General features: G+C 70.0%; 15 protein-coding genes. 8 read left to right on the plus strand and 7 right to left on the minus strand.

Annotation, left to right across the window (positions count from 1 at the left end):
• Window positions 1-101 precede the first annotated feature (101 nt).
• Both ABZ382_RS26075 and ABZ382_RS26080 read right to left on the minus strand, forming a co-directional pair.
• Entirely contained in the window at window positions 102-1,346 is a 1,245-nt protein-coding gene (locus ABZ382_RS26075) for a ribonuclease D (RefSeq protein ID WP_357093768.1), read from the minus strand.
• Between the two features lie 203 nt (window positions 1,347-1,549).
• On the minus strand, window positions 1,550-2,176 hold the full coding sequence (locus ABZ382_RS26080; protein ID WP_357093771.1) for a DUF3000 domain-containing protein: 627 nt from the start codon (window positions 2,174-2,176) through the stop codon (window positions 1,550-1,552).
• Between the two features lie 74 nt (window positions 2,177-2,250).
• On the opposite strand from ABZ382_RS26080, the gene hemE reads away from it, so the two are divergent.
• Window positions 2,251-3,318 carry a uroporphyrinogen decarboxylase gene (gene hemE, locus ABZ382_RS26085; RefSeq protein WP_357093774.1) on the plus strand — a complete coding sequence of 356 codons (1,068 nt, stop codon included), beginning with the start codon at window positions 2,251-2,253 and terminating at the stop codon, window positions 3,316-3,318.
• Window positions 3,319-3,525: 207 nt separating this feature from the next.
• Window positions 3,526-4,872: a protoporphyrinogen oxidase gene (locus tag ABZ382_RS26090; protein ID WP_357093777.1), complete on the plus strand. Its 1,347-nt coding sequence runs from the start codon at window positions 3,526-3,528 to the stop codon at window positions 4,870-4,872.
• A 5-nt stretch (window positions 4,873-4,877) separates the two neighbouring features.
• On the opposite strand, the gene ABZ382_RS26095 is transcribed toward ABZ382_RS26090, so the two are convergent.
• Window positions 4,878-5,828, minus strand: coding sequence for a serine/threonine dehydratase (locus ABZ382_RS26095; RefSeq protein WP_357093780.1), 951 nt, complete (start codon window positions 5,826-5,828; stop codon window positions 4,878-4,880).
• Between the two features lie 121 nt (window positions 5,829-5,949).
• On the opposite strand from ABZ382_RS26095, the gene ABZ382_RS26100 reads away from it, so the two are divergent.
• The 3 genes from ABZ382_RS26100 (at window position 5,950) to ABZ382_RS26110 (ending at window position 8,803) form a co-directional block, all read left to right on the plus strand.
• Window positions 5,950-6,600 (plus strand): TetR/AcrR family transcriptional regulator C-terminal domain-containing protein, encoded by a 651-nt coding sequence (locus ABZ382_RS26100; protein WP_357093783.1) that lies wholly within the window; start codon window positions 5,950-5,952, stop codon window positions 6,598-6,600.
• Between the two features lie 60 nt (window positions 6,601-6,660).
• Entirely contained in the window at window positions 6,661-7,356 is a 696-nt protein-coding gene (gene hemQ, locus ABZ382_RS26105) for a hydrogen peroxide-dependent heme synthase (RefSeq protein WP_357093786.1), read from the plus strand.
• 484 nt (window positions 7,357-7,840) lie between these two features.
• A complete protein-coding gene (locus ABZ382_RS26110) occupies window positions 7,841-8,803 on the plus strand; it encodes an acyl-ACP desaturase (protein WP_357093789.1) in 963 nt (320 codons plus the stop codon).
• Window positions 8,804-8,805: 2 nt separating this feature from the next.
• Here ABZ382_RS26110 and msrB read toward each other — a convergent pair whose 3' ends face one another.
• The 3 genes from msrB to ABZ382_RS26125 form a co-directional block, all read right to left on the minus strand.
• Window positions 8,806-9,258, minus strand: a complete 453-nt coding sequence (gene msrB / locus ABZ382_RS26115) for a peptide-methionine (R)-S-oxide reductase MsrB (protein ID WP_357093792.1) — start codon at window positions 9,256-9,258, stop codon at window positions 8,806-8,808.
• 9 nt (window positions 9,259-9,267) lie between these two features.
• A complete protein-coding gene (locus ABZ382_RS26120; protein ID WP_357093795.1) occupies window positions 9,268-10,554 on the minus strand; it encodes a glycosyltransferase family 87 protein in 1,287 nt (428 codons plus the stop codon).
• Between the two features lie 134 nt (window positions 10,555-10,688).
• Window positions 10,689-12,251, minus strand: coding sequence for an alpha/beta hydrolase (locus tag ABZ382_RS26125; RefSeq protein ID WP_357093798.1), 1,563 nt, complete (start codon window positions 12,249-12,251; stop codon window positions 10,689-10,691).
• A 186-nt stretch (window positions 12,252-12,437) separates the two neighbouring features.
• Between ABZ382_RS26125 and zapE the strand changes: the two genes are divergently transcribed.
• The 3 genes from zapE to ABZ382_RS26140 all read left to right on the plus strand — a co-directional run bounded on the left by zapE (window position 12,438) and on the right by ABZ382_RS26140 (window position 16,369).
• Window positions 12,438-13,460: a cell division protein ZapE gene (gene zapE, locus ABZ382_RS26130; RefSeq protein WP_357093800.1), complete on the plus strand. Its 1,023-nt coding sequence runs from the start codon at window positions 12,438-12,440 to the stop codon at window positions 13,458-13,460.
• Window positions 13,461-13,604: 144 nt separating this feature from the next.
• On the plus strand, window positions 13,605-14,408 hold the full coding sequence (locus ABZ382_RS26135) for a tyrosine-protein phosphatase (protein ID WP_357093802.1): 804 nt from the start codon (window positions 13,605-13,607) through the stop codon (window positions 14,406-14,408).
• Window positions 14,409-14,716: 308 nt separating this feature from the next.
• The gene (locus tag ABZ382_RS26140) at window positions 14,717-16,369 is read left to right on the plus strand and encodes a TlrC/CarA/OleB/SrmB family ABC-F type ribosomal protection protein (protein WP_357093804.1); all 1,653 of its coding nucleotides are present in this window, start codon (window positions 14,717-14,719) and stop codon (window positions 16,367-16,369) included.
• On the opposite strand, the gene ABZ382_RS26145 is transcribed toward ABZ382_RS26140, so the two are convergent.
• Window positions 16,350-16,886: a GNAT family N-acetyltransferase gene (locus ABZ382_RS26145; RefSeq protein ID WP_357093807.1), complete on the minus strand. Its 537-nt coding sequence runs from the start codon at window positions 16,884-16,886 to the stop codon at window positions 16,350-16,352. The genes ABZ382_RS26140 and ABZ382_RS26145 overlap by 20 nt on opposite strands.

Below are 16,886 nucleotides of genomic sequence, written 5' to 3' on the forward strand. Positions count from 1 at the left end.
TAACGTCCGCCAAATGTGAGTTGCCCTTGTTCCGCAAAATCGGTGTGCCCCAACTTCTTTGGGCCACAGAGCCGGGGGCGGTCGGCTCGGCGAGGCTGCCGCTACGCCTTCGGGTAGAGGGCTTCGCTGAGGCGCGGCACGGTGAGGGCGCGCTGCCAGGGGCGGGCGCCGCCGGCGGAGAGGAAGTCCTCGATGAGGGTGGGCGCCCCGCCGTTGGTGACGGACTTGGGGAGGCCGTCCCAGCACATGCGGCGGAGCAGGTCGGGGGTGAGGAGGTTCTCGACGGGGACGGCGACCTCGGTGGAGAGTTCGGTCATGGCGGCGCGGGCGCGTTGCAGGCGGGCGGCGGCGGCCGGGTCGCGGCGTTCCCAGCGGTTGACCGGGGGCGGGCCGTCGAAGGGCTGGGTGAGCGGGGGGAGCTCGGTGTCGGGGAGGGCGCGGGCGCGTTCGACGGCGCCGAGCCATTCGCGGGAGTAGCGGCGCTGGCGGGGGCCGCCGAAGATCGGCAGGGCGCGCAGGGCGGCGATGGTCTTGGGCTCGCTGGTGGCGGCGGAGACGATGGCCGAGTCGGGGAGGATGCGGGCCGGCGCCACGTCGCGCAGGCGGGCCAGGCGGTCGCGGGTCGTCCATAGTTCGCGGACGATGGCGAGCTGGCGGGTGCGGCGCAGGGTGTGGATGCCGGAGGTGCGCCGCCAGCGGTCGGCCTTGGGGCCGGAGGGTTCGGCGGTGCGGACGTGCTCGAATTCCTGTGCGGCCCACTCGGATTTGCCCTGGTCGGACAGGTCGGCGGCGACGGCGGCGCGCAGTTCGAGGAGTAGCTCGACGTCGAGGGCGGCGTAGTTCAGCCAGTCGTCGGGCAGCGGGCGGGTGGACCAGTCGGCCGCGCCGTGGCCCTTCCTCAGTTCGCGGCCCAGCAGCTTCTCGACCATGGCGGCGAGCCCGACCCGCTCGTATCCGGCCAGCCTTCCGCCCAGCTCGGTGTCGAACAGTTCGGCCGGGTACAGCCCGAGTTCGGCGAGCCCGGGCAGGTCCTGGTCGGCGGAGTGCAGCACCCATTCCAGGCCGTTGATGGCGTCCGCGAGCGGGGCCAGGTCGCCGTCGACCGGGATGGGGTCGATGAGGAAGCTGCCGGCGCCTTCGCGGCGCAGCTGGATCAGGTAGGCGCGATTGGAGTAGCGGAAGCCGGAGGCGCGCTCGGCGTCGACCGCGAGCGGGCCGGTGCCGGCGGCGAGGCGGCGGGCGGCCGCGGCCACTTCGGTGGCAGAGTCCAGTACCGGCGGTACACCGTCCACTGGCGCGAGCAACGGTACCGCGGCAGTGGCTTCGGGTTCATCTGGTACGGACATGGTCTTGAACTCTACGGGTTGGGCAAGCGCGAGCCGCGTCACGTCGGTGAAACGACCGGCCGTGACACTGCGTCGGGCCATGGGGAATCGTACTCACCGGCTGTCGATTTCGTTGCAGTACAGATGTTCTCGCAGGCGGGAGGGGGTTTCCCGCCCGGACGGGCGGGAATTCGGCGATCCGTGGGCGCGACCGGGGCCGCAATCTACTCGGTGCCCTCGCCCCGGCGCACGTCCAGCCGGGTGACCCCGGCGGGCGGCAGCCCGGCCGCGTACGCCAGCACCTCGCAGAACGCCTCCACGTGGGGGCGCAGGTTGGTGTCGGTGACGGTCCAGGAGGCCCGTACCTCGAGCTGGTGGGCGCGCGGCGGCCCGGCGATGTCGCCGTAGCGGACCGAGCTGGTGGCGGTCACCGTGCCGCCCAGGGCGGTGAACGGGGTGCGCGAGTCGAGCGCGTCGACCAGCCAGCTCCACGCCACCTCGGGCAGCAGCGGGTCCGCGGCGAGCGCGGAGTCGATATCGGCCTGGCAGTACGCGACCAAGCGGAACACGCCGTGCCAGGCGTCCTGCCCGGCCGGGTCGTGCAGCAGGATCAGGCGGCCGAACGCGTCCCCGTCGGAGTCGACAGGCACCACATTGCTGTCGGGTCGCGTGACTTCCGCCCCGAGGGCGTAGGAGTACGGGGCCAGGCGCTGGGGCGGGCGGATCGGTGCGAGTTCGATGCGGGGATGCACTGACGCGGTTCCCATGGCCTCGACCGCGGCGCGGAACCGGGCTGGTTCTTCGGGCTCCGGGGTCGGGGCAGCGCCGTCGCGGAAGTCGAGCGGTGTCACGAGACGCAACCGTAGACCTCTCGGGTACCCAGCAGTGCGAGGCGCGCCGCCGCGCCCCTTTACGATGGGCGGCGATGACTACTCACGCCCGCCGCCAGCTGACCGATGCCCCGTTCCTCGCCGCCGCCACCGGTGGCGTGCCGCATCGGCGTCCGGTGTGGTTCATGCGACAGGCCGGTCGGTCCCTTCCCGAGTACCGGGAGGTGCGCGCCGGAATCGGCATGCTGGAATCGTGTTTCGACCCGGAACTGGTGTGTGAGATCACCATGCAGCCGGTCCGCCGCCATCAGGTCGACGCGGCAATCCTGTTCTCCGACATCGTGGTTCCGCTCAAGGCCGCGGGTATCGACCTCGACATCGTGGCCGGTGTCGGCCCGGTCGTGGCCAGCCCGGTGCGCACCGTCGCCGACGTGCGCGCCCTGCCGCGGCTGCGCCCCGAGGATGTGGGCGCGGTCACCTCGGGCGTGAAGCTGCTGCTCGATGCCCTGGGCGAGACCCCGCTCATCGGATTCGCTGGTGCCCCGTTCACTTTGGCGTCGTACCTGGTCGAGGGCGGTCCCAGCAAGAACCACGAGCGCACCAAGGCGATGATGCTCGCCGACCCCGAGACCTGGCACCAGCTGCTGGGCGTGCTCACCGATATCACCATCGAGTTCCTGCGCGCGCAGCTCGCCGCGGGCGTGGACGCGGTGCAGCTGTTCGACTCGTGGGCGGGCGCGCTGTCGCTGGCCCAGTACCGCGAATACGTTATGCCGCACTCGGAACGGGTCTTCACCGAGATCGCGGACGCCGGCGTGCCGCGCATCCACTTCGGTGTCGGCACCGGAGAACTGCTGGGCGCCATGGGCGAAGCGGGCGCGGATGTCGTCGGCGTCGACTGGCGGATCCCGCTGAACGAGGCCGCCCGCCGCGTCGGCCCCGGAAAAGCGTTGCAGGGCAACCTGGATCCCGCCGTCCTGTTCTCCGGTCCGGCCGCCATCGACGCCGAGGTCCGCCGCATCGCCCGCGAGGCCGACGAGGCGATCACCCTCGGTGCGAAGGGTCATATCTTCAACCTCGGCCACGGCGTCCTCCCCAACACCGACCCGTCGGTCATCACCGACACCGTCGCTCTGATCCACAGCCTCCCCACCCCGCTCTGACGAGTAAACCCCAGGTGACGGGAGGCGCCTCCCGGTGCCTCCCGTGTCCTGATCCCGTGCGAACGGCCGCTGTCGGCGAGACACCGGCCACCGGCGCGTCCGAACGCCGGGAGTAGGTTGAGCTGCGGAGCGGCTCGACGTCGAGGTGCGGGTCGCGCGCCGCGGGTCGTGCGTTCGCGGCGGTGACGAGCGGACGAGGAGTGGTCGATGCGGGTCGCGGTGGTCGGTGGCGGGATCAGCGGACTGGTGGCCGCGTACCGGCTGCGGCAGGCCCTGGGGGAGTCGGCGGAGCTGGTGCTCGTCGAGGAGCGCGACCGCGTCGGGGGGATTCTGCGGACCGTCGACATCGACGGTGATCCGGTGGATCTGGGGGCCGAGGCGTTCGTGGGGCGGCGGCCCGAGATCCCGGAATTGATGCGGGAGTTGGGGATCGAGGATCAGCTCGTGTTCCCGGCGGGGAAGCGGCCCCTGGTGTGGTCGGAGGGGCGCGGGCATCGCCTGCCCGAACGCACACTGATGGGCATTCCCGCCGGACCGGAATCGGTTGCGGGACTGGTGGACGCGGACACGTTGGCCCAGGTCGAGGCGGAGCCCTCGCGGCCCCTGCGCTGGAAGCCGGGCGCGGATGTCTCGGTGGGTGACCTGGTCGGTGACCGTTTCGGTGAGCAGGTGGTGCGCCGCAGCGTCGACCCGCTGCTCGGCGGAGTCTATGCGGGCCTGGCGAATTCGATCGGCGTGCGCGCCGCGCTGCCGACCCTGGCCGCGGCCCTGGATCGGGGCGCGAGCAGCCTGACCCGGGCCGTCTCCGAGGCGCTCCCGCCCCCGAGTACGGCGCCGGTGTTCGGCGGCATCCGCGACGGCTATCGGGTCCTGCTCGAGGCCCTGCGCGCCGCCGCCGAGGTGAAGTCCGAAATCGGCACCGCCGCAACCCGTCTCACCCGTACCGCGACCGGCTGGCAGCTGGACCCGATCGGCGCGGTGGACGCGGTCGTGCTCGCGACCCCCGCCCCCGTCACCGCGCGCCTGCTGCGCGAGGTGGCCCCCGACGCCGCCGACCTGGCCGCCGGTATCGAACTCGCGTCCTCGGCCGTGGTCGCCCTGACCCTTCCCGCCGACACCGCCCTGCCCGATAACTCCGGCATCCTCGTCGCCACCGGTGAGCCCTTGCGCGCCAAGGCCTTCACCCTCTCCAGCCGTAAATGGCCGCACCTCGCCACCCGCGACGTGGCCCTGGTCCGCGCCTCCTTCGGCCGCTTCGGCGACGACTCCACCCAGTCCTGGTCCGACGCCGCCCTGACCACCGCCGCCGTCGAGGACCTGACCACCGTCACCGGCGTCGATATCCGTCCGCTGCACGCGGTCGTCCAACGCTGGCCCGGCGGCCTGCCGCAGTACGCCCCCGGCCACGTCACTCGCATCCTCGACCTGCGTTCCACCACAACAGATCTCCCCGGCCTGGCCCTGGCCGGCGCCTATCTCGACGGTGTCGGCGTTCCGGCCTGCGCCGCCAGCGGCAGCAAGGCCGCCGCCCGCATCGCCGCCCACCTGACCTGACGCGACTACCGCGCGACGAGGTCCGACGGGTCGGTGTTCGCGCCGCACACGATGACTGCCACCTGCTCGTCGGGGGAGGGGACGTAGGCGCCCGAGAGGAGGGCCGCGAGGGCGGTCGCCGCGCCGTGTTCGACGGCGAGTCGCCGCGTGTCCCACAGGGTTTGGCGGGCGGATTCGATCTGCTTGTCGCTGACCAGGACCGACCGGACGTCGCCCGCGGCGGCGGCCGTGAGGGCCATGGGGGTGACGCGACGGGCGCCCAGGGAGTCGGCGGCGATGGAGTCGATGTCCACGTCGACGGGTTCACCCGCGGCGAGGGCGGCGTGGAAGGCCCGGCAGTGCTCGGGTTCGACGGCGACCACCCGCACGCCGTGGTGGTTGGCGGACACCGTGATTCCCGTCAGCAGCCCGCCGCCGCCGACCGCGACCAGGACGGTGTCGAGGTCCGGGAGCTGGGCGACGATCTCCTCCAGGAGGGTCCCCGCGCCCGCCGCGATGTACGGATCGTCATAGGCGTGGGAGCGCAGTGCCCCGCTGACGGCGGCGAAGCGCTCGCATTCGGCGGCCGCCTCGGCGTATCCGCCGTTGCCGCACAGCACCTGCGCGCCGAGCTGCTGGAGTCGGGTCAGTTTGACGGCCGGGGTGGCATCGGGCAGGAAGACCGTGGCGGTGGAGTCCGCCAGTCGTGCCGCCCACGCCCCCGCCACGCCCGCGTTCCCGCCGGAGGCCAGCGTGATGCCGACCTTCGGCAGCCGCCCCTGTTCCTGGTGCGCCAGCACGAAATTCGCGGCCCCGCGCGCCTTGAAACTGCCGGTGTACTGCGTGTGCTCGAGCGCCAGCCACACGTCCCCGGCCACCGGCGCCGTCTCGGCGTCCGCCCGGGCGAGGACGACGGGCCGGGTGCGTCCGGCGATCCGTTCGGCCGCGGCTGTCACGTCGGCATGGGTCAACTGCACCTGCGCTCTTTTCGCTCGATCTGGTCAGATTTCCGGTCGGGCGCGTCGTTCCGCGCGCACGGCCTGCGGGAAACCCCGGGCCGATCGACCCCCTGGTTACACTGTAACTTACGATGGATACATGCCCAGGAACTCCCAGTCGCTCGCCGAGGCGACTCCCGAGGCGATCGCCCGCGCGGGGTTGGAGATCATCGAATCCCGCGGCGCGAGCGAGCTGAGTTTCCGCACCGTCGCCGCGCATCTGCGGGTCTCGCACACCACCGTGGTGCGCCGCGGCGGCGGCGATTTCAACGGCCTGGTCGAACTCGTGGCGGACGTCCTGGCCCTCGAGCTACCCGAGGTCCCGCCCGGCTCCGGCGACTGGTCAGCGTCCACCGAGCGCCGTTTCACGGCCTGGTACGACCTGCTGACCGCCTACCCGGGCCTGGTCATGCTGCGCGGCCCGCGCCCGTGGGTGGGCCGCCGCGTCCTGGCCCGGCTCACCGAACCGCAACTGGCCGACAACATCTCGCTCGGCCTGACCCCGGAGCAGTCGTTCTTCGCCTACCGCGAGTGCTACCTGTACACGCTGGGCTGCGCGAGCCTGGTCGAGTTCCGCGACCGCAAACCCACCCAGCTCGCCACCCGGGGCCGCCTGGCCGCCCTGGATCCCGATGAATTCCCGATCATGGCAACCCATCTGGACACCGTCACCGAATTGCTCACCAGCGACGCCGTCTTCCATGACGGCCTGCGCCGCATCATCGCCTCCTGGGCGGCCACCGCCCGCTGAATCCGCTGTCCGTGCTGCCCGATTCCGGGCGGTCGGGGGCGCAGTGGCACGATGGGGGCCATGGCGCGACTCGACTTCAAGGCCCTCAACGACACCATCCGCTACCTCATGTTCTCGGTGTTCCAGGTGGAGCCCGGCGAGCTCGGTGAGAACCGGGCGGCGGCGATCAAGGAGGCGAAGGCCTTCTTCGAGTCGCTCGAGGAGCGCGGTGTCGTGGTGCGCGGCATCTACGACGTCGCGGGTCTGCGCGCCGACGCCGACTTCATGATCTGGTGGCACGCGGAGAAGATCGAGGATCTGCAGGCCGCGTACGCCGATTTCCGCCGCGTCACCGAGCTGGGCCAGATCTCGAACCCGGTGTGGAGCCAGGCCGCGCTGCACCGTCCGGCCGAGTTCAACAAGTCCCACATCCCCGCGTTCCTGGCGGGTGAGGAGGCGGGCAACTACATCTGCGTGTACCCGTTCGTGCGCTCCTACGACTGGTACCTGCTGCCCGACGAGGAGCGTCGCAAGATGCTCGCCGACCACGGCAAGGCCGCCCGCGACTACCCGGACGTGCGCGCCAACACGGTCGCGTCCTTCGCGCTGGGCGACTACGAGTGGATTCTCGCCTTCGAGGCCCCGGAGCTGCACCGCATCGTGGACCTGATGCGCGATCTGCGCGCCACCGAGGCGCGCCGGCATGTGCGCGAGGAGATTCCGTTCTTCACCGGTCCGCGCGTGGAGCTCGAGCAGCTGATCAACGCGCTGCCCTGACGTGTTCGGCGGGTTGCTGCGGCGGTCTCTGCCGTCCGGTAACCCGCTGCCTGCCCGCAGAATTCGGGGCATGCGCGACATCGCTCCACCCCATAGCGTTTGTGCGACCCGATCCGCCTGCGCCGCCCGAGGGGTGTGGCCCGAGCGTGTCGAGTCGACGCGGTAGCGCTTGTTTGCGGGCGCGGGTTGTCCTTCGCCCCCGAACATGTGCTCCCCGTATCCCAATCTCCCCGCGACTGGCCGGGTTCGAGAAGCCACACCTGTCAGTTGCTGGTCGTTAGCCTGTATGGGTGGACTCATTCGCGGCAGCGCTGGGCCAGGAAAGAGCCGATATACCTGCACAACTCGGATATAGCGGACTCGTCCGGAAACGAATGGCGACCGGACTCGCCGATACCACGATCGGCCTCGGAGCCCGACAGACTACTGTGAGCGCGATCGATTGGTCTGCAAGTTTGTCTCTACCGACATCGGAGGGCTTTGCATGGCGAAAGAATTGACGCAACTCGAGCTGCTGACCGAATTGGAACCGGTCGTCGGCCAGAATATCGATCGGCACCTCGCCATCGCCAAGGAGTGGAATCCGCACGATTACATTCCGTGGGATGAGGGCTACAACTTCGCCGCGATGGGCGGAACCGATTGGGAGCCCGGGCAATCCAGGCTCTCGGAGGTCGCCAAGGTCGCGATGATCACCAATCTGCTCACCGAGGACAATCTGCCGTCCTACCACCGCACCATCGCCGAGAATTTCTCGATGGACGGCGCGTGGGGCACCTGGGTGGGCCGCTGGACGGCCGAGGAGAATCGCCACGGCATCGCCATGCGCGACTACCTGGTCGTCACCCGCGCGGTCGATCCGGTGGCGCTCGAGCACGACCGGATGGTGCACATGACCCGCGGCGTGAACGCGCCCGAGGGCTTCGGCGGGGTGATGGACCAGGTCGCCTATGTCACCTTCCAGGAGCTCGCCACCCGCGTCAGCCACCGCAGCACCGGCCGCGTGTGCGAGGACCCGGTGTGCGACCGCCTGCTCGCCCGCATCGCCGCGGACGAGAACCTGCACATGATCTTCTACCGCAATGTCGCGGGCGCCGCGATCGACCTCGCCCCGGATCAGGCCATCGAGTGCATCAATTCGGTGGTGATGAACTTCGCGATGCCGGGGCACGGGATGCCGAACTGGCGTCGTAACGGCGTACTCATGGTCAAGCACGGCATCTACGATTTGCGGCAGCACCTCGACGAGGTCCTGTGGCCGGTGCTGAAGATCTGGAAGATCTTCGAGCGCGACGACTTCACCGCGCGCGGCGAGAAGGCCCGCGAGGAACTGGGCCTGTACATGGAGAACCTCGAGAAGGACGTCATCCGATTCGAGGAGCAGCGAGCCCGCATCCTGGCGCGTGAGGCGGCCAAGGCCGAGCGCGGTCTCGCCGCCAGTCGGTGAGCTCAGCTGGTGGAGTGCTCCGTGGGCTGCAGTCGCAGTGAGAGGGAATTGATGCAGTAGCGCTTGTCCGTGGGCGTGGGGTAACCCTCGCCCTCGAACACATGCCCCAGGTGACTGTGGCAATTGGCGCACAGCACCTCGACGCGTCGCATGCCCAGGGAGTTGTCCTCCACCAGCACCACCGCGTCCGACTCGGCCGGGTCGAAGAACGACGGCCAGCCGCAGTGCGAATGGAATTTCTCGGCGCTGCGGAACAATTCGGCGCCGCAGGCCCGGCAGGAGTAGACGCCCTCGGTCTCGGTGTCGGTGTATTCGCCCGTGAACGCCCGCTCGGTGCCCGCTTCGCGCAGGACGCGGTATTCGTCGGGGGTCAGTTTGGTGCGCCATTCCTGCGGGGTGAGCTGGATGCGCGGGACCGGCAGGGCGGTCGGGGTGGGTTCGGCGTCGGAACTCATGGCTCCACGCTAGTACGCCGCGCCCGCCTTGGTCCGGGGCGCGATGACCGGTTCCGGTTCGGTGGCGGCCCACTCGGGATGCATCCAGGCCGGGTCCAGGGACTTGCCGACCCGCAGCCGGCCCTCACGCTTGGCGGCCAGGTACCGGTCGCCGAGGACACAGAACGCGACGATGAGCAGCAGGCCCCAGCCGAAGGTGGTGCGCAGGTACTCGACCACGCGGCCGGGGTGCTGCCAGCGGTCGGAGAGCCACTTGTCGTAGGACATGAACCCGAACACCGCGACCCACGCGGGCCAGTTGCGCATCACCGAGTTGGGAAGCACCACGGTCATCAGCAGCGGGAACAGGTACATCGAGTAGTACATCTGGCCCAGCGAGCCGAGCAGCAGCGTCGCGGTGATCATGATGCCCGCCGAGGTGCACACGAAGAACACCTCGTCCTCGCGGTAGTAGCGGTACAGCAGCCACAGGGTGAGCGCCACGATGGCGCCCATGGCGATCCGGATGACCCAGACGAGCCAGTCGGCGACGCCGTAGTAGGCGCCGTTGCCGACGATCGCGCTGTTGAAGTAGTCGCGCGACTCGGTCAGGTAGGGCAGCGTGTGCGACCAGAACTGGTCGAAGTCCACGATCAGCGGCCAGGCGATCAGGTTGAGCGCCACCGGGATTCCGAGCGCGGTGATGAACACCTTCCACTGCCCGCGGGCCAGCGGGATCAGCAGCAGCGGCGCCAGCAATGGCCCCTTGACCGCGATCGCCAGCCCGAGCGCCACGCCTGCCCACAGGTCCTTGCGCCTCAGGATCAGGTGGATGAACACCATCATCGACAGGAACAGGCAGCCGTTGATGTTGGTGAACACCAGCGTGTTCGTGACCGTCTCGGAGGCGAACATGCCCAGCAGCAGCGCGGGCGCGGCCACCGACCTGAGCGAGTAGTCGAACAGCTTGAGCAGCAGGTACCAGGCCAGCAGGATGGCGATCGCGTTGACCAGGATGAACCCCCACCGCGACTTCTCCGGGTCCAGGATGGCCAGCGGCGAGATCAGCAGCGTCCCGCTCGGCGGGTACAGGTAGTGGGGGTCGGTGGTGTCGTAGTTCTCGCCGTAGATGGCGTGATGGTTGAGGAACGCCAGCGAGGCGTTGTACACCGGACGGAAGTCGTCGGTGATGAACCCGTTGACAGCCTTGATGAACACCCGGTTCAGCACCGTGAGTATCGCGAACGGCCACAGGGCGAAGTTCAGTACTTCGGATGTGGTGCGAGCGGTGCGGGGCTCGAGCTGGCGAAGGAACACTCGGGCACGGTACACCGAATCGCCCAGTCACACATGCGCCGACCCGCCTGGTTCGGCCACCACCCGCCCCGGAAGCCACCCGGGTCGCAGTGAAATCACCAGTCACATTGGCATACGAACCGCCGTCGCGCGCGCTAGGCGGGGCAGGCGGTGCCGTCGGCGGGGAGCTTGCCCTCCTTCAGGTAGTCGGCCAGGGACTGCTGGGCGCAGCCGGAGTGGGCGAAGGTCGGGTGGCCCCAGCCCTGCCAGACCACGGTCGCGGTGCGGGCCCCGGCGGTGCCGAGGGCGCCGGTGACGGTGGGTCGTCCGTCCTGGCCGGTGACCGGGTCGGCGCTGCCGCCGAGGACCAGAACCGGGAGCGTGAGCTTGTCGGGCAGCGCCATCGGGGTGGCGGCGGGCCAGGCCGAGCAGGCCATCAGGTCGATGGCCGCGACCTTGCCGAACACCGGATAGTGGGTGGCCCAGGCGGTTTCGAGTTCCTTGGCCTTGCCGGGGGTGGAGGGCTCGTGATTGTCGGTGCAGCGGTTGACGAATTGGCCGTCGGTGGCGATCGCGGCGGTGGCGCGCAGCACGAACGGGGTGATCGGGCCGCGGTCGCCCTTGCCGAGGGCGGTGAGGGCGTCGGCGAATTCGGTGATCTGCTGATTGCCCTGGGCGCGGGAGTCGCCGAGGAATCCGCTCAGCGTGGTCACGAATGCGGAGGCGGACAGATCGGGCAGCTGCCCGGCGGCGGCCCGGGTGGCGAGGTCGACGACCGTCGCGCGCGGATCGGCGCCGAGCGAGCAGTTCAGGGACGCGCAACGCTGCGCGTAGGCGGTGAGCGCCGCCTCCTGGCCCTTCACCTTCTGCTCCGCGCGCCCGTTGGCGTCGAGTCCGACGGCCTGGGGCGAGTCGAGGATCAGGCGTCCCAGATGCGATCCGTACTTCCGCGCGTAGTTCAGCGCCACGTTCGCGCCGGTGCCCGTGCCCATCAGCGCGATGTGGTCCACCTGCAACTGCTTGCGCAGCTGTTCGATGTCGTCGGCGGCGTGCGGCGCGTCGTAGAGGCCCTGGCCGGGGGCCAGGAAGTCCAGGCAGGCCACGGTGGCCTCGCGGCCGGCGGTGGCCATGGCGTCCACGGGATCGGTTGTGCCGCGCGTGAATTGGGCCTGGTCGGCCAGCACCCGGCGCTGCGGGTCGGTCATGCAGCTGACCGGCACCGAGCTGCCGATGCCGCGCCGGTCCACCGCGATGATGGGCCGCGCGGCCAGCAGCGCGCTGGCGGATCCGGCCGCGAGTCCGGCCAGCGTCGAGGTGGAGGACCGGTCGGAGCCGGAGGTCAGCACCAGCGGCGCCACGTCCTTGGGCGTCCGGTCGTAGCGGGCGCGCATCACCGCGTTCTTGAAGATGCCCGACACATTGCCCGCGATGTCGATCTGCGCGGTGTACTCGGCGCATTCGAGCACCAGCCCTTGCGGCGGCGCGCCGAGCGAGAGCAGGTTGAACGTCGGTGCGGTGCAGTCCTTCCACTGCAATTCCGCCTTGGGCACCTCGGGTGCGGGCGGGGCGGTGTCGGCGGGCGCGGTGGTGGGAGCGGTTCCGGCCTGGTGCGGGTGTTCCACGGCGACGGCGGGCCGGTCGGACGGCCCGGCCCCGCAGGCGGTGGTCACCAATACCGTCAGTGTCGACGCCAGCAGAGCGGCCCGAGTCCAGCGCATGCGCTACAGCCTGCCAGGTCGGGCACGCGGTTTCAGCCTCGGGTGTGGGCGCGTTGGCCATCGGATGTGATCCGGGTCGGGCACGGCATGCGATCCGGGTTCGGCCGCGGATGGGTTCTGTGAGCTGAATCGCATTCGGCACATGCTGCGTAAAGCCCCACGCGGGGCCGGATCTACGCTGACGCAGTGCAGAAACGCCTCGTCGACAGCCACCCGGAGGTTCCGGCCGACCAGCTCGTGGCCCAGATGGTTCCGCCGCCCACCTTCGACGATGTGAGCTTCGGTTCCTACATCCCGGATCCGAAGGAACCGTCGCAGGCCGCGGCGGTGCTGAAGGCCGAACTGTTCGCCGATCAGGTCACCAAGTTGCGCAAGGCCGCGGACAAGAAGAGCCTGTTCGGCAAGAAGAAGCCGGTGCAGGGCATCGGCCTGTATCTGGACGGCGGCTTCGGTGTCGGCAAGACCCACCTGCTGGCCTCGATCTTCCACAGCGTGCCGAACCCGAAGTCGTTCGGCACCTTCGGTGAGCTCACCAATCTGGTTGGCGCGCTGGGCTTCAACAACGCGGTGGAGCGCCTGTCGGCCAACAGCGTGCTGTGCATCGACGAGTTCGAGCTCGACGATCCGGGCGACACCATGCTGGTCTCGCGGCTGCTGACCGAGCTGACCGCGCGCGGGGTCTCGGTGGTGGCGACCTCCAACACGCTGCCGGGTCAGCTGGGCGAGGGGCGTTTCGCCGCACAGGACTTCCTGCGCGAGATCAAGAAGCTGGGTTCGCTGTTCGAGCCGATCCGCGTGGACGGCCCCGACTACCGGCACCGCGATCTGCCGCCCGCCCCGGAGCCGACCTCGCAGGAGCTGCTGGTCGAACGGGCCGCGGCCACACCGGATTCCACGCTCGACGACTACGACGAGCTGCTGAAGCACCTGAGCACCCTGCACCCGTCGCGCTACGGCGCGCTGATCGACGGCGTGTCGGCGGTGTACATCTCGGGCGTGCACCCGGTCACCGATCAGGCCGTGGCGCTGCGCATCGTGGTGCTGGCCGACCGGCTCTACGACGCCGGTACCCCGGTGACGGTGTCGGGCGCGAAGCTGGACGAGATCTTCACCCAGGAGATGCTCGACGGCGGCTACCGCAAGAAGTACCTGCGCGCGATCTCGCGTCTGCTGGCGTTGTCGCGTTTCGAGGCTCCGGCGCACGTCTGATCCGATTCCCGCCCGGGGTTTCCAGCGGAGATCCCGGGCGTTTTTCCACCCCGGTGGCTTTCATAGTTTGCACGGGTAATAAATTTCGGTGGTCAGCCAAAACCGGGTCGAAGACGGTTTTCGGCCCCGGAAGGGAGTACCACCTTGCGTAAACGTGCTGTTCAAGCCGCCGCGGCGGTCACCATCGCCCTGTCCGCGAGCCTCGGTTCGGTGGCGCCCGCCTTCGCGGCCGACCCGCCGGCCGCCACCAGCAGCGTGCTGGTCAACACCGACACTCGGGCCCTCGGCCTGACCGGCGTGCTCAATGCCCGCGACGCGGGCGGCTACCGCACCGCCGACGGCCACAGCGTGCGCACCGGCCTGGTCTTCCGCACCGGCGAGCTGAGCAAGGCCACCGACGCCGATCTGGCGAAGCTCACCGCCGACAATGTGGTCTCCATCCACGACCTGCGCACCGGCTACGAGCAGTTGATGGGTCAGGACAAGGTGCCCGCCGGCGCCACCGAGCACCACGACGACGTCATCGGCCAGGCCCCGCCGCAGGTGATGGCCTCGACCCTGTCCGCGGGCACCGACCTGTACCGCGCCTTCATCACCGCGCCCGGCGCGAACGAGGGTTTCGCGAACGTGCTGCGCGACATCGCCTACAACCCGGGCGGCGTGCTGTTCCACTGCACCGCGGGCAAGGACCGCACCGGCTGGACCTCGGCCGTGCTGCTCACCCTCCTGGGCGTCGACAAGGACACCGTCTACTACGACTACCTGCTGTCGAACTACTACCGCGGCGCCAAGGACGGCGACATGCTCAACGGCGTGGCCGCCTCGGCGCTGGACTCGGCCTTCGACCAGGCGACCAAGAGCTACGGCAGCTTCGACGGCTACGTGCGTGACGGGCTGCAGCTGACTGACGCGGACATCGCCGCGCTGAAGGCGAAACTGCTGGCCTGACAAGGCGTTTCACAACACCGGAGCAGCACGGTCGAGCGCCGGGCGGGTGATCCCGCCCGGCGCTCGCCGTCTGTGATCCACATCAAAGTGGTTGACGACCCCGCCGCGTCCCCGCTACCGTTCGAGTCCTCATGGGTTTCGGTTTCCTTTTCTTGTGATCGCGTCGCCGCGTTGAGCAGCTGCTCCGCCGCGACTCCCTCCCCACGCGCATCCGCTGGTCAGCGGCTCGTATTCGCCTGTCGGCGACCGATTTTCGCGTGGGTTCCCCCACGATCCGGCTCATGTTAGAGCCAGAACAGGAGACCCCTGTGCTTACCCTCCAACCCTCCGCGGTATCCCAGCTGACCCTGTCCGGCGTCACCAAGCGCTACGCCGATCGCGTGGTGCTCGACGAGGTGAGCCTGTCCATCAAGCCCGGGGAGAAGGTCGGCATCGTCGGCGACAACGGCGCCGGGAAGTCGACTCTGTTGCGGCTCATCGCCGGTCGAGATCTGCCCGACAACGGCGACGTCGTCGTACAAGCGGCGGGCGGTATCGGCTACCTGGCGCAAACCCTGGAGCTGCCGCCCACCGCCGCCGTCGCCGACGCGATCGACCTGGCGCTCAGCGATTTCCGGGACCTGGAGTCCCGGATGCGCACGGCCGAAGCCGCTCTCGTCGCCCCGGGCCCGCTCGGCAAGCGGCTCGACGCGTACACCGACGTGGTGGCCCGCTTCGAGGCGCGCGGCGGCTACACCGTCGACGCCCGGGTGGACGCGGCCCTGCACGGCCTCGGCCTGCCGGACCTCGATCGAAACCGCCTGCTGGGCACGCTGTCCGGCGGTCAGCGGCGTCGTCTGGCGCTGGCGGCCACCCTGGCCTCCTCACCGGAACTGCTGCTGCTCGACGAGCCCGCCAACGATCTCGACGACAGCGCGGTCGAATGGCTGGAACGTCACCTGCGGGAACATTCCGGCACGGTGGTCGCGGTGACCCACGACCGTGTCTTCCTCGAGCGGATCACCAGGATCGTGCTCGAGGTGGATGCGGGAGCGGTCACCCGCCACGGCAACGGCTACACCGGCTACCTCACCGCCAAGGCCGCCGAACGCCACCGGCGGCAACAGGAGCACGACCGCTGGCGGGCCGAACTGTCCCGCAACCGCCGCCTCGCGGATTCGAATGTCGCACGCCTGGACGCGATCCCGCGCAAGCTCCCCCTGGCCGTCTTCGCCGCGGGCCCCTTCCGGACCCGCAGCCGCGGCCACGGCGCGCAATCCCGCATCCGCAACGCCAAGGAAAGGGTGTCCCGCCTGACCACGAATCCCATTGCCCCACCCCCGGATCCGCTCCGCTTCACCGCCGACCTCCGCCACCCGGGTGCGCCCGCCGCGCCGCTGCCGCCCGTCGCCGAAATGAGTTCGCTTGTGGTGCAAGGCCGTCTGCGTCTGGACGGGCTGGGGATCGGTGCGGCCGATCGGCTGCTGGTGACCGGGCCCAACGGTGCGGGCAAGACCACGCTGCTGCGGCTGCTGGCCGGTGAGCTGGCCGCCGACTCGGGCGTGGTCACGGTCCGCGGCCGGGTCGGGCATCTGCGGCAGGAGGACACGGCGGGTCCGGCGGATCGAACGGTGCTGGAGGCGTTCGCATCCGGCCGCCCTGGTTATCCGGACGAGCATGCCGACGCGCTGCTGGCGCTGGGCCTGTTCCGTCCGGCCGACCTGGGCCTGCGGCTGGGTGAGCTGTCCTACGGTCAGCGTCGCCGCGTCGAATTGGCCCGTCTGGTCACCGATCCGGTGGACCTGCTGCTGCTCGACGAGCCGACCAACCACCTGTCCCCGAGCCTGGTCGAGGATCTGGAGCAGGCTCTGGACGGCTACACGGGCGCGGTGGTCCTGGTGACCCACGATCGCCGCATGCGGCAGCGGTTCCGGGGCCGTCGCCTCGAGCTGGGCTCGGGTGTCAGAACCGATGCAGCATGACGTAGTCGTGGTGCAGCTGGCTGCCGACGGTGAAGGTCTTGGTGCCCGCCACGGTGAAGCCGTGTTTGGTGTAGAAGCGCTGGGCGCGCACGTTCTCCTGGTTCACGCCCAGCCACACCGCGATATCGCCGCCGGTTCGCGCCGCCTCCAGGGCGGCGCGCATCAGGGCCGCGGACACTCCGTTGCCGTGCTGGCCCGGCAGCACGTACATCTTGCTGAGCTCGGTCACCGGCCGCTGCGTGACGACGGCGGCGACGTGCGGGTCCGCGGGCGGCATCGTGTTGAGCAGCGCGTAGCCGACGATCTTCCCGTGCAGGACCGCCTTGAGGACCGCCCGCTCGTCGTCGCCGAGGTATTCGCGGAACCGGTCCGCCGACAGCACCTGCGCGATGAACGCCGCCATGTCCTCCGGCGTGGATCCGGGCGGGCAGGCCAGGGGGAAGGTCGCGGCGGCCACGGCGGCGAGCTCATCGGCATCGTCCGCGACCGCCGGTCGGATTGCTACGGCGTCGCTCAT

The organism is Nocardia sp. NPDC005825, assembly GCF_040630175.1.
Taxonomy (GTDB): domain Bacteria; phylum Actinomycetota; class Actinomycetes; order Mycobacteriales; family Mycobacteriaceae; genus Nocardia.

Bases quoted from the DNA above. Each gene is read 5' to 3' on its own strand.
- ABZ382_RS26110 (WP_357093789.1), top strand. From the start codon at position 7,841: ATGGCGAAAGAATTGACGCAACTCGAGCTGCTGACCGAATTGGAACCG.
- ABZ382_RS26145 (WP_357093807.1), bottom strand. From the start codon at position 16,886: ATGAGCGACGCCGTAGCAATCCGACCGGCGGTCGCGGACGATGCCGAT.
- ABZ382_RS26090 (WP_357093777.1), top strand. From the start codon at position 3,526: ATGCGGGTCGCGGTGGTCGGTGGCGGGATCAGCGGACTGGTGGCCGCG.
- msrB (WP_357093792.1), bottom strand. From the start codon at position 9,258: ATGAGTTCCGACGCCGAACCCACCCCGACCGCCCTGCCGGTCCCGCGC.
- hemE (WP_357093774.1), top strand. From the start codon at position 2,251: ATGACTACTCACGCCCGCCGCCAGCTGACCGATGCCCCGTTCCTCGCC.
- ABZ382_RS26125 (WP_357093798.1), bottom strand. From the start codon at position 12,251: ATGCGCTGGACTCGGGCCGCTCTGCTGGCGTCGACACTGACGGTATTG.
- ABZ382_RS26100 (WP_357093783.1), top strand. From the start codon at position 5,950: ATGCCCAGGAACTCCCAGTCGCTCGCCGAGGCGACTCCCGAGGCGATC.
- ABZ382_RS26075 (WP_357093768.1), bottom strand. From the start codon at position 1,346: ATGTCCGTACCAGATGAACCCGAAGCCACTGCCGCGGTACCGTTGCTC.
- hemQ (WP_357093786.1), top strand. From the start codon at position 6,661: ATGGCGCGACTCGACTTCAAGGCCCTCAACGACACCATCCGCTACCTC.